The organism is Bacillus sp. FSL R5-0286 (assembly GCF_038593245.1).
GTDB lineage: Bacteria > Bacillota > Bacilli > Bacillales > Bacillaceae > Bacillus > Bacillus altitudinis.
In genome coordinates this window covers 1,699,834-1,712,277 of sequence record NZ_CP151977.1, presented here as the reverse complement: position 1 = coordinate 1,712,277, position 12,444 = coordinate 1,699,834, and the positions used below count along the sequence as shown (strand labels likewise).

Annotated in this window: 8 protein-coding genes; all 8 read right to left on the bottom strand. The window is 40.3% G+C overall.

Translation table 11 applies throughout. The annotated features are described in order from the left end of the window. Window positions 1–18: 18 nt before the first annotated feature. Window positions 19–2,595, bottom strand: coding sequence for a DNA mismatch repair protein MutS (mutS, locus tag NST24_RS08605; RefSeq protein WP_342462546.1), 2,577 nt, complete (start codon window positions 2,593–2,595; stop codon window positions 19–21). 124 nt (window positions 2,596–2,719) lie between these two features. Then, window positions 2,720–3,265 carry an outer spore coat protein CotE gene (gene cotE / locus NST24_RS08600; protein ID WP_007499466.1) on the bottom strand — a complete coding sequence of 182 codons (546 nt, stop codon included), beginning with the start codon at window positions 3,263–3,265 and terminating at the stop codon, window positions 2,720–2,722. 248 nt (window positions 3,266–3,513) lie between these two features. After that, entirely contained in the window at window positions 3,514–3,948 is a 435-nt protein-coding gene (locus tag NST24_RS08595) for a RicAFT regulatory complex protein RicA family protein (protein ID WP_342462545.1), read from the bottom strand. Between the two features lies 1 nt (window position 3,949). Continuing rightward, window positions 3,950–5,476 (bottom strand): tRNA (N6-isopentenyl adenosine(37)-C2)-methylthiotransferase MiaB, encoded by a 1,527-nt coding sequence (gene miaB / locus NST24_RS08590; RefSeq protein WP_007499471.1) that lies wholly within the window; start codon window positions 5,474–5,476, stop codon window positions 3,950–3,952. A 90-nt stretch (window positions 5,477–5,566) separates the two neighbouring features. Continuing rightward, on the bottom strand, window positions 5,567–6,673 hold the full coding sequence (locus tag NST24_RS08585; RefSeq protein WP_342462544.1) for a DUF3578 domain-containing protein: 1,107 nt from the start codon (window positions 6,671–6,673) through the stop codon (window positions 5,567–5,569). A 112-nt stretch (window positions 6,674–6,785) separates the two neighbouring features. Beyond that, window positions 6,786–7,967, bottom strand: a complete 1,182-nt coding sequence (locus NST24_RS08580) for a glycine C-acetyltransferase (RefSeq protein ID WP_007499472.1) — start codon at window positions 7,965–7,967, stop codon at window positions 6,786–6,788. After that, entirely contained in the window at window positions 7,964–9,028 is a 1,065-nt protein-coding gene (tdh, locus tag NST24_RS08575) for an L-threonine 3-dehydrogenase (RefSeq protein ID WP_135008874.1), read from the bottom strand. The genes NST24_RS08580 and tdh overlap by 4 nt, the downstream gene beginning before the upstream one ends. 176 nt (window positions 9,029–9,204) lie before the next feature. After that, the gene (locus tag NST24_RS08570; protein WP_342462543.1) at window positions 9,205–12,249 is read right to left on the bottom strand and encodes an efflux RND transporter permease subunit; all 3,045 of its coding nucleotides are present in this window, start codon (window positions 12,247–12,249) and stop codon (window positions 9,205–9,207) included. Between the last annotated feature and the right edge of the window lie 195 nt (window positions 12,250–12,444).

Genomic DNA, 12,444 nt, shown 5'->3' with positions numbered 1-12,444 from the left:
TGCTCACCTCACCTTACATTATAATTTCTTTTGCAATTCATATAGCTTTGTCATCGCTTCAAGCGGTGTCATATCCATTAAATTAAATGACTTCAATTCTTCGATCACTGCTTGATCTTTGTTTTTCAGCACAGGTTTTGTTTGCGGTTTTTCTTCCACTTCAAAGAAAGAAAGCTGCTGTTTTTCCTCAGCCATTTCTTTTTTCGGGGCTTTAGAGACGCGCGGAATCACTTCATGTGATCCGCTCTCAAGCTCTGTTAAGATGGTCTGGGCTCGATCAATGATCGCATCAGGCAGTTCAGCAAGCTGCGCTACATGGATGCCGTAGCTTTTATCCGCTGCTCCTTCTTTGATTTGATGTAAGAAAACAACTGTTCCTTCATGCTCTTCTGCTCGTACGTGGACATTTTTCAGTTCGCTTAATTGGGATTCAAGTACCGTCAGTTCATGATAATGGGTAGAGAAAAGGGTTTTGGCTCCAATATGATCATGCACAAATTCAATGATTGCCTGTGCAAGAGCCATTCCATCATAAGTGCTTGTCCCGCGTCCAATCTCATCAAATAAAATCAAGCTGTTCTTTGTCGCATGTACCATCGCATTTTTTGCTTCGAGCATCTCTACCATAAAAGTACTTTGACCAGAAATCAAATCATCTGCCGCCCCAATACGTGTAAAGATTTGATCAAAAATCGGAAGTGTTGCCTTTGATGCTGGCACAAAACAGCCAATTTGCGCAAGAATCGAGATCAATGCCATTTGTCTCATATATGTGCTTTTCCCTGACATATTCGGACCAGTAATGAGCAAGGTTTGTCTTCCTTTGCCCATTTGGCAGTCATTCGGCACATACTCTTGATGATCCATCACTTTTTCAACAACAGGATGACGACCATCAATGACTTCCACTTCATCTGATGAAAATTCTGGGCGGACATAACGCCGCTTTTCACTCACAGTCGCAAAGCATTGCAGCGCATCAAGCTCACTCATTTGTTTTGCGAGCAACTGTAATCTAGGAATATAGGCTTTTACTTGTTCCCGAAGCGCAGAAAATAGTTCATATTCCAATTCACTAATATTTGATTCCGCCTCAAGAATAAGGGCTTCTTTTTCTTTCAATTCAGGTGTAATATACCGCTCTGCATTGGCAAGGGTTTGTTTTCTTTCATAACGGCCTTCTTCTAATAAATGCGTATTTGCACGGGTCACTTCGATATAGTAGCCAAACACTTTATTAAAGCCGACTTTCAACGATCGAATGCCTGTATATTCTCTTTCTTGCTGTTCAAGACGAGCGATCCAATCTTTCCCGTTTCGGCTCGCATCACGATATTCATCTAATTTTGCATTGTAGCCGTCTTTAATCAAATTGCCTTCTTTTAACGTCATCGGCGGATTCTCATAAAGAGCATCTTCTAATAAATCAAGTAAATCAACGCATGGATCAATGTCATTTGCTCTAGATTTCGCCATACCCTCCGGGAGAGAATGGACAAGCTCTTTAATAGCCGGCACTTGCTTGAGAGATTCTTTCAATTGAATAAGATCACGGGCATTCACATTTCCAAATGCCACACGGCCTGCTAGACGTTCAAGATCATACACTTGCTTTAAACGTTCTCGCAGATCCTCTCGCTCAAAGAAATGTTCCATCAAAATTTGCACCATTTCCTGGCGTTCTTTGATTTGTGAAAGGCGGATGAGCGGACGATCAATCCATTGCTTCAGCAATCTTCCACCCATTGCCGTTTTTGTTTCATCTAAGAGCCATAATAAAGAACCCTTCTTGCTTTTTGAACGGATGGTTTCTGTTAATTCAAGGTTTCTTTTTGAGTAAAGATCAATTTTCATCGTTTGTTCAAGCTCAAATACTTGAACTTGCTGAAGATGATCAAGACTCCTTTTTTGCGTTCTTCTTAAGTATGCATAGAGTGTTAAAAATGCCATTTTCAGATGTTCGTCAAGATGAGAAACGAGTCGTTCAGCTTCATCTATTAATTCATCGCTATCTTCGTATGAGATGGTCGCTTGGCAGCGTTCCTTCAGGGTTTTCACTGTTTCTTCATCGAGCTGCTTTGATACCACAATCTCTTTTGCACCGACAGAATAAATTTCAGACACAACTTCATCTAACCGTTCAATGAAAGCCGCCATGTTTTCACCTGTTGATAAATCGGAAAGCGCAAGACCGTAGCCATTTTGAAAGCTGGAAACAGACGCGATAAAGTTATTTTCGTTTTCATTCAGTCCTTTGCCATCCATGACCGTACCTGGTGTAATCAGTTGAACGACCTCTCTTTTGACCACACCTTTTGCCGTTTTAGGGTCTTCCACCTGCTCACAAATGGCGACTTTATAGCCTTTTTCTATCAGTTGTTCTATGTATGCAGACGCAGAATGATATGGAACACCACACATTGGAATCGTTCCGCCATCCCTGCTTGTTAACGTAATTTCTAATTCTTGTGCTGCTTCTTTTGCATCATCAAAAAACATTTCATAAAAATCGCCTAAGCGAAAAAATAAAAAGGCATCTTGGTAATCTGCCTTGATCTTTAAATATTGCTGTATCATGGGCGTATAACTTGCCATATTTCTAATCCCTCACTATATTACTTTCGAATTCATACCATCTTTCATTATAGCATAAAAATTCACCTTTTTTCCCTAGATCAAGGCACAAAAAAACTAGGGGGATATGCGCCCTAGTCATCAATTACTCTTCTGGATCACCCGCGAGGAATTCTGGATGAATATCTTCTAATTCCTCATCCACTTCTTCTTCCCATTCGTGATCATCTTTTTCTTTCCAGCTTGAATTGACTTCTACAACAATTTTGGTTTCCCCTACTACTTCAGCAATGAATTCACGCTCTGCTTGAACGACAATTTTATTGCCATTTGGAGAAATGGTGACTTCTAAGCAATTGGGCTGCTGTAAGACTTTCGCAATCACTTCGTGCTCATCATCAAGGAAGTTTTTATCTTTATATCTCAGTTTGATGATATCTACATATTTTACACGTTCTGTGACCACTTCGGTTTTCGTGTTGTCTGCGTAAGAATACCACACGTTAATATCAAATGTACCTTCAATCTCAACTGTTTTACCGACCTTTTCAGCATCATACTTATGATTAATGATCCAACCGCCTAGGATGCTGGTTGGTTTTTGCGATGGAGAAATGGTGTGTGTGCTTTGGGTAAATTTCCTCCCTTTTGCAACCACCGCTTTTGTAATAATTTCTCTGTATTCAGACATTCCGGCATGCCTCCTTGTTCTTGATCGTTTTATCTTATGCTGGGCATTCGTCTAGTGTGTCACGATTTTGAGTCTCATGTTCAATTAAATTCATTTCTGTTTCAGTGTATGCATGGTCGCCCATAAACTTGCCTTGAAAATTGGAAAAGTTGGAGAGTGAGAGATTGGGGTTGATGGAAGCTGAAGGAGAAAGAAGGTATGCAATTCTTACATCAGAAAACAAAAAACCCCGCATCTGCGGGGTTTTCTCATTTAATGGAGCAACTTGGGGATGAGTTTTTCACTTTTGAACCGGTTTCTCCTAATAAGAGGTCACCGCCGGTTGAAAGAATGATTTCATCCGTTACTTGATTAGAAATCGTGTGCGCTACAAGCTGAAGCAGGGAATTAACCTCTGTTTGTGATTCTTTGAATTCTTGAATCACTGGGATCTCATCCAGTTCTTCTTGCAGGGCATCAATTTTTTCTTCCACTTGTTTTAAGGCTTCTTGTTTGCCATAATGCTTTAAATTCACAGCTTGCTTTTGAAGCGCCTTAATTTGATTAATGATCGCTGCAATTTTTGTATTTTCATTGATTTGCGCTTCTGCTTTTTTGAAGAAATCAACTTCTTCTGTTTCAGAAATCATTTTCGCGAGCTCTCTTGCGCGCTCGACAATCTCTTTTTTTGAATAAAGCGTCATTTTAATTCACCTCGATAGCTTCTCCAACCATTTCTCCGTCAAGAGACCAAGTTTTGGCTTGTGTGATTTTCACTTTGACGATGTTGCCAATCGCTTCTTTTGGTGCTTTAAAATTCACAAGCTTGCTTTTACTTGTATATCCGGCTAGGATCTCAGGGTTGTTTTTACTTTCACCCTCTACTAATACTTCGACAGTCTGCCCTTCATATTCCTTCATTTTTTTCGCAGAAATTTCATTTACGAGTGCATTCAGGCGCTGCAGACGTTCTTTTTTTACACGCATTGGCACGTTGTCTTTCATATTGGCTGCTGGTGTTCCTTCTCTTGGAGAGTAAATGAACGTATAAGCCGCATCAAACTCAACCTCACGATAGAGGGAAAGCGTCTCTTCAAACTGCTCATCTGTTTCATTTGGGAACCCAACGATAATGTCCGTTGTTAATGAAGCATTTGGCATTGCCTCTTTGATTTTGCGCACTAGGTCAAGGTAACGTTCACGGTCGTATTTTCTTGCCATGAGTTTCAGCACAGAAGAACTTCCTGATTGAACCGGCAAATGAATATGGTCGAGAAGGTTTCCGCCTTTGGCAAGCACTTCAATTAAGTGATCATCAAAGTCACGCGGGTGGCTTGTTGTAAAACGGATACGTGGAATATCGATTTTACGCAGCTCATCCATGAGGTGACCAAGACCATATTCCATGTCTTCAAAATCTTTTCCATACGCATTCACGTTTTGACCAAGAAGGGTAATTTCTTTATATCCTTCTGCCGCTAAACGTCTGACCTCTTGAATAATTTCATCCGGACGGCGGCTTCTTTCCTTACCGCGCGTGTAAGGGACGATACAGTATGTACAGAATTTATCACAACCGTACATAATATTCACCCAGCCCTTAATTTTTCCTTGGCGGGCTCTCGGAAGATTTTCAATCACATCGCCTTCTTTAGACCAAACCTCAATGACCATTTCTTTTGAAAGGTAGCATTCAGATAATAGCTCTGGCAGCCGGTGAATGTTATGGGTACCGAAAATCAAGTCAACAAATGGGTGTTTCTTTAAAATACGGTTAACGACAGATTCTTCTTGCGACATGCATCCGCAGACGCCTAAGATTAAATCTGGCTTTTCACGCTTTAATGCTTTTAAATGACCAAGCTCTCCAAACACTTTGTTTTCTGCATTCTCACGAATGGCACAAGTGTTTAATAAGATGACATTCGCATCTTCAGTCGAATTTGTTGGTTCATAACCAAGCGCCATAAAAATACCAGCCATCACTTCTGTGTCATGCTCATTCATTTGACAGCCATATGTGCGAATATAAAACTTGCGGCCGTTCCCTAATCCTTGAAACCGCTCGTCAATTTGAAATTGATTGTATTCGACTTCTTCTTTACCCCGTTTTTTTGCATCTTTTAAGGAAGGCGGAATGTACACAGCTTCAAAATATTGGCTGTAGTCCTTCTCGGATTTTTTGTCCGATGAACTTACTTGTCCGCTCGCTTTTCTCTGCTCTTCATTCATGAATTTGTACTCCTTTCAAACCAAGCTCCACCCTACAGTATAGACTATTTTGTCGTGAATTGAAAATAAATTCATATGTGTCCACACTTTTCAATCCACACGAATTTTACATGAATATTGAGTAGGCTTCAGATGGAGATCGTCTTTTCCTAAAGGATTTTGTATTTCTTTGACAATCTTCATCTGCTGTGTACCGACACTCTCAACTAAAGTAATTACATATGATTCTTTTTCTTCTTCTGCTACGATTCTTTCTTGTTCAGATAAGAAGAATGGAAAGTCATGGTGAGTCAGTTTAGATCCTTTTACTTCTATAAACTTCTCTTTTCCATCGGGGTAATAAGATTTGATATCAAATCCATGACCATCTTCTGTTTCAGCTACCCAATCGACAGCTTCCGCTAATTGTTCCCGTCCCACTGCTTTTAATTGCTCTATTTCCTTATGATAAACAAATTTTTCTGCTATTCTACCTGTCTCTTCATTTTGCTTTGCTCTTTCTTCTCTTAATTGTTTATAAACATCTCTATGAATGATTCTTTTTCGTTTTTTGCTTTTTTTATCTTTTGTGTCCATCACAATATCCGGATTAGAGTATACTTCGAAAATAAAATCATAAAAAAATTCATTCAAAGTGTATATATCTTTTAAAAATTCTTGGTGATTTAGTGTATCGATGTTATACCTTTTAAATACCAATGAACCTGCTGCATACTTTATTGGTCTATCAGACTCTCCTAGGTAAAAGTCACCTGTTTCAAACCCATTTAAATTAGGACTATGCTTCAATTGAGGTCTTAGTCGCTCTCGCCATATATCCGCTTCACCTTTAATCTTTTCCAGAGATAAATTTTCAGTACCTAATCCAATGGATAAATAAAAGTCCTTTGCGTTATTAGCAAATAAAATGACTATATATAATCCTTTTTGTGTTGTTGTTCTGTTTGTTTTATGGTTCAAAGTTAAAAGTTTGTCTAGAAATGCGATCCAAATAGACTCTGCAACTTTCCCATGTCCTGTAGATGCCTTAATATCAATTCTATCCAAATTTCTCATACCAAGTTTTTGTAATTCTTGACGAAGATTGTTTGGAATTTCTTTGTTAAATAAGTTGTGAAAAGGGTGATCTTTATCCGTATTTGTATTCTTTTTATAATCTAAAAATTGTTCATAAAAATCTTCTTTATTAAATAACATTTGTCTCACCACTTACCTCAATAGATCTTTTTACATACATTATACATAACAAACGGTAGATTTGATGAAATATGGAAAGATTAGCGCAAAAGAAAAGAGAGCCTCAGCTCTCTCAATCAAGTATATTCAGTTTTTTTGCTTCTTCTTCAATGATTGTCAGTGCACGGTCAAGCTCTTCTTTTGTGTGCTCTGCTGTGATGATGGCTCTAATTCTCGCTTTTCCTTTCGCTACAGTTGGGAAAGCAATGCCTTGAGCGAAAACGCCGCGCTCGATTAATGCTTTTGAAAAACGGAAAGTGAGTGCCTCGTCTCCAATCATCATCGGAATAATAGGCGTTTCTGTTGGTGCCACCTCAAATCCAAGACCGATGACTTTTTCTTTAAAATAGGCCGCGTTCTCCCAAAGTGTTTCAATGCGCTCCGGTTCGTCTAACAGCACTTCAATGGCTTCTTCACAGGCTCTTGTGACAGCCGGCGGATGTGAGGTGCTGAATAAAAACGGTCTTGCTTTATGCTTTAAATAGTCGATTAAAACGGCAGAACCAGCGACGTAACCGCCTAGCACACCAACTGCCTTACTAAGTGTGCCAACCTGAATATGCACTCTGCCGTCAAGTTGAAAATGATTCACTGTTCCGCGCCCATTTTCACCAAGTACTCCAGACGCATGGGCATCGTCTACCATCACAAAGGCATCATATGCTTCTGCAAGTCTTACAATCTCAGGAAGCGGTGCAATATCTCCATCCATTGAGAACACACCATCTGTCACGATAAGACGGACGCGGTAATTCATCGATTTCTTTAAAATTTTCTCAAGCTCTTCCATATTAGAATGAGCATATACTTTTTTATCTGCCTTTGTTAAGCGAATCCCATCGATGATTGAGGCATGGTTCAGCTCATCTGAAATGACAATATCATCTTTTGTGAGAATACTGGATAAGACCCCTTGGTTGGTCGTAAAGCCTGATTGGAATACGAGGGCTGCCTCTGTCTTTTTAAAAGCTGCGAGCTTTTTTTCAAGCCGTTCATGCATTGTCATCGTTCCAGCAATGGTTCGTACAGATCCTGTTCCAGCACCGAATTCATCAATCGCCTCTTTTGCCGCTTTCATCAGCCTTGGATGTGAGGTGAGACCTAAGTAGTTATTTGAAGAGAGTTGTATGACGGATTGTTCATTTAATGTCACCGTGGAAGATTGTTTGGAATCGATTTCTTTCAGTGTTTGATGGGTGCCTTGCTGCTTCATTGTGTCCAATTCATCTTGTAAATACGTAAATTCTTTCATCATTTCGTCCCCCTTTGATATGATGGCATGATCAGTACGACCTTCCCGCACGTACCATTTCTCATGAGTTCAAATCCCTTTTCAAAATCTTCAAATGGCAGCGTATGGGTGACAACCGGCTGTACATCAATAGTATTCGTTCTTAAAAGTTCGGATACTTGACGCCACGTCTCAAACATTTTTCTCCCCGTGATCCCTTGCACGGTTAATCCCCTAAAAACAATTTGATTCGTAATGTCAATGGTTACCGGCCGCTCTGGCAAACTTAGTATATTCACTTTCCCTCCATTTGCACAAGCTTCGAGTGCTTGATTAATCGCAACGGGATGTCCTGACATCTCACACATCACGTCTGCCCCTTCCATCCGCGTGAGCTGCTTAATCATGGCAACAGGATCATCTTTTCCGATATCCACGATATGATCTGCACCCATTTTACGGGCAAGATCCAGTCTGTATTCATTTTTATCAACAGCGAACACTTGGACAGCCCCGGAGGCTTTTGCAACCGCAATCGCCATTAAACCAATGGGACCACAGCCAAAAATCGCCACTGACTTTCCTGAAACAGGTGTATGCAGAACTGTATGAACAGCATTTCCAAGCGGTTCTTGAATAGATGCAAGTTCCACTGGCATTTGAGCTGGATTATGCCACACATTTTGTTCTGGTACTTTGACATATTCAGCAAAACAGCCATCAATGTCTACCCCTAAAATTTTCGTTTCGCTGCACAAATGCTGCTGACCCGTTAAACACATATAACACTGATTACAGACAATATGCGTCTCAGCCGATACAAAATCCCCTACTTTTGCTCGTGAGACTTGGTTCCCCGTTTTGACAACTTCCCCTGTGAATTCATGACCAAAAATGTACGGTGCTTGGACTCTCCCCTTCGCCCAATCATCCCAATTATAAATATGCACATCCGTTCCGCATATCGATGTAGCCTTTACCTGGATGAGCACTTCATGATCACTTATTTCTGGAATCGGCATTTCCATCATCGCCGCCCCGTAAGCGCTTTCTTTTTTAACAATAGCTTTCATCGTTCCACACATGACGTACAACCCCTTTGTTAAAAAACTTCTCCCAATCAGATCTTATCATGTCTTATTTTAGACGTAAATACCACTGTCTTTCAGGAGGAGACAAATGAACACTCCACATATTTTTTTAGATATTTTTCTAAAAAAAAAGCAAATCTCCTTTTATTCGGAGATTTGCTTTTAAGTCGTCAGCGTTTTTTTGAAACGGCTACATATAAAGCCGGCACAATCAGTAGTGTCAGAATCGTTGAGAAAAAGACACCTGATACGATGCAGATCGCTAGCGGCTTAAAGAGTGGGTCATTACTTAAAGCAACGGGCATAAGAGCGACAAGTGCTGTAAATGCTGTCAGCAAAATAGGTCTAATCCTTGCCCTCCCCGCTTCAATCACAGCTGTTCGTTGATCGAGACCTTGCTTGCGCCTCTGTTCAATAAATTCAAACAAAACGACCGCATTTCGGACAACAATACCTGCCAATGAGACAATCCCCATTGTGGCCATAAAGCTAAACGGCGTTTGAGTGACAAATAGTCCAATAATGGCTCCGGATATCGCTAAGTAAACCGTTCCAAGAACTAAAAGCGGAAGCATGAGTGAATTGAACTGGAAAGCGATGGTCACATAAATGAGCAGCAGGACTACCCCAAATAAGAGACTAATTTCAATAAAGAATTGGGTTTGATCTTCATTTTCTCCGCCCTGAGAAATGGTCAAATTCTTCGCTGCATCGCTTTCCCCAACTTCATTTACAACTTCTGTCATATCGTCTTTAAACGTATCTGATGTGCCAGGATATGCCTTTAACGTGATCGTCGGCATCCCGTTTTCATGCGGAATGCTTTCATACTGCTCTGTTTCTTTTTCCTTTACATATCGGCTAAGCGGCTCAAGTTGAGGCATTCCCCCCTCATTTGTACTCACAGGCACCTTGATGTCTTTTAGCTTCAGTCCGTTTTGATGTGTGCTCATGTCTTGTTTCACTACGAGGTCGATGTCATCTGTTCCTTGTTTAAAGGTGCCTAATGGAATTCCTTCTGTGACTAGGCCAAGCTGTCTGCTGACAAACTGAGCAGTGAGCCCATCCTCTGCCATTCGGTCACGATTCAATTCAAATGAGATGGTTTTCACCGGTTGATTGACATCGTCTGTGATCAGGCTCGCTCCACTTTCTTTCATTTCTTTTGTGAGCTTCTCTTTCACATCCACGAGCTTTGAAAATTGTTCTCCTGCAATGGTTACGGTCACAGGCGCTCCAGTTGGCGGTCCTTGAACAATGGTTTTCATAAAGATATCAGCATCTTTAAATTTCTTTCGCAATGGCTCTGTCATACGATCGATCAATGCTTTGCTTGTCATCTGTTCATTGTCTACTCTGACAACAACCTGACCCGTATGATCACTTGCGTTTGAGATACTTTCATTAAACAAGTTCGGCACACCGCCGCCTGCAAAAATGGCCGTCTCTTCAATGCCTTTTTGCTGTTTGATCTCTTGTTCTATTTTCTCTAATGTGTCATTCGTTTTATCTAAGGTTGTTTCACTTGGCAGTGTCACAGTGACAACCACCTCTTTCTTATTCGCCGCAGGGAAAAACTCAAATGGTGTGGCGAAAATAAGCAAAAAGGCAAGTGTGGCAACGAGCAAACCACTTAATCCAATGAGAAGTGGTCGCTTCACGATGTTTGTCAGTACTCGATCTGCATAAAAATCGGCTAACCTTTTTAATTGTTTGCCTAAGAAACCAGGTTCTTTTTGAATCTTCTTGTTCTTTCTTTTTCGGTTTGCTGTATATTGATACACTGGCACAAGTGTCAATGAAATGACCATTGACGCAAGTACAGTTGTGACTAGAACAGACGGTAACGCTCGAATAAATGAACCGTTCGCACCAGAAAGGAAAACAAGCGGCAAGAAGGCAAAGACAACAGCTAGTGTTGACGTCAAAATGGATCCAGCCACTTCTTTTACACCTGCAATTGTTCCTTTAAGCGGACTTTCGTATTTTTTCATCTGCCTTAAAATATTATCGTTGACGACAATGGCGTCATCCACAAGTATCCCTAGCGCAATGATAAAGCCAATAATTGAAATTTGATTAAGGTCCACTTGTAAAAACGGCAGCGGGATGGTTCCGATCGTTATGGATAGCGGAATCGCAAGTGAAACGATAAACGCACCACCAATAGTTAGACCAAGTGTGGTGACGACAATGACGGCGATGACGGCCACGATCGCTTCTTTGATTAAATCGTTAAAAATGGCATCTACTTCACTTTTTTGTGAATAGTAGTCTATCCAATCCACACCATTTGGCAGCTCTTTCTCTTTTTCAATGACCGCACTGACTTTGTCATACATTTTAGGAATATCCAGTCCTGGCTTAATATTGACTGTAAATGAATAGGCTGGCTTTCCGTTATATGAAACGATATCACTTTTCTCTTTTTCTACTTCTTTTAAACGACCAAGCTCACCGATTGTAACAGGCTCTCGGCTCGTTTTTGAGAAAATCTCAATCTTTTTCATTTGATCTAAACGATCATAGACATCAATGGACAGCTTGACCTTTTCTCCATCTGCCTGGACGTCACCTAGAGGGGATGTGTCAAATTCTTGATTGATGGCATTTGTGACATCGGTCACGTTTAACCCGTTATCCTCCAGTTTACTTGAATCCAAGTTCAATATTGCTTGTTTGTCATTGAACCCTTTGATGACGACACCATCAACACCTTTGATGTCCTCCACTTTTTCTTTTAACGCACGCAGCGATTCCTGACTTTTTGCTAAATCAGATGAGTTACTTGCTACAATCATATAAGAACCAACTGGCACGTTGCCAAACTCATCCTTTACATCTGGCTCCATCACACCATCTGGAAAAGAAGAGGCCGCATTTGTGGTTTCACTCTTGATTTGACTTGCCACCTTTTGAAAATCGGCTTGATCATCAATTTCAAGCACAATATTTGAGAAACCAATAGCAGAAACAGAGCTTGTCTTCTCTACACCATTGATATCAGAAATAGCCGACTCGAGCTTATTGGTGACATCACTTTCTACCTGTTTTGCATCAGCACCAGGGAAAACAGTCGAAATGGTTACAATATTTGCTTGAAACTCTGGCAGTTCTCGTTTAGGAAGCTGTGTAAACAAATAACCTCCAGCAATGAGAACGATAAAAAATAAAATAAAAACAAGCTTTCCTCTTTTTAAAAAAGCTTCGATCATTATTTCACCTACTTAAATATTTATTTTTGATGAAGTATTTTCAACTTAATCTTAATTTATCATCATGGTGAAAAAATGCAAGCTCTAATATGTCATTTTCTATCTATTTTGTGAAAGAAATATGTTATATGAGAAATGTATAGCGGTAAACAAAAACAACCTGCTTACATGATGTAAGCAGGTTGAAAATAATAA

Bases quoted from the DNA above. Each gene is read 5' to 3' on its own strand.
- mutS (WP_342462546.1), bottom strand. From the start codon at position 2,595: ATGGCAAGTTATACGCCCATGATACAGCAATATTTAAAGATCAAGGCA.
- cotE (WP_007499466.1), bottom strand. From the start codon at position 3,265: ATGTCTGAATACAGAGAAATTATTACAAAAGCGGTGGTTGCAAAAGGG.
- NST24_RS08595 (WP_342462545.1), bottom strand. From the start codon at position 3,948: ATGACGCTTTATTCAAAAAAAGAGATTGTCGAGCGCGCAAGAGAGCTC.
- miaB (WP_007499471.1), bottom strand. From the start codon at position 5,476: ATGAATGAAGAGCAGAGAAAAGCGAGCGGACAAGTAAGTTCATCGGAC.
- NST24_RS08585 (WP_342462544.1), bottom strand. From the start codon at position 6,673: ATGTTATTTAATAAAGAAGATTTTTATGAACAATTTTTAGATTATAAA.
- NST24_RS08580 (WP_007499472.1), bottom strand. From the start codon at position 7,967: ATGATGAAAGAATTTACGTATTTACAAGATGAATTGGACACAATGAAG.
- tdh (WP_135008874.1), bottom strand. From the start codon at position 9,028: ATGTGTGGAACGATGAAAGCTATTGTTAAAAAAGAAAGCGCTTACGGG.
- NST24_RS08570 (WP_342462543.1), bottom strand. From the start codon at position 12,249: ATGATCGAAGCTTTTTTAAAAAGAGGAAAGCTTGTTTTTATTTTATTT.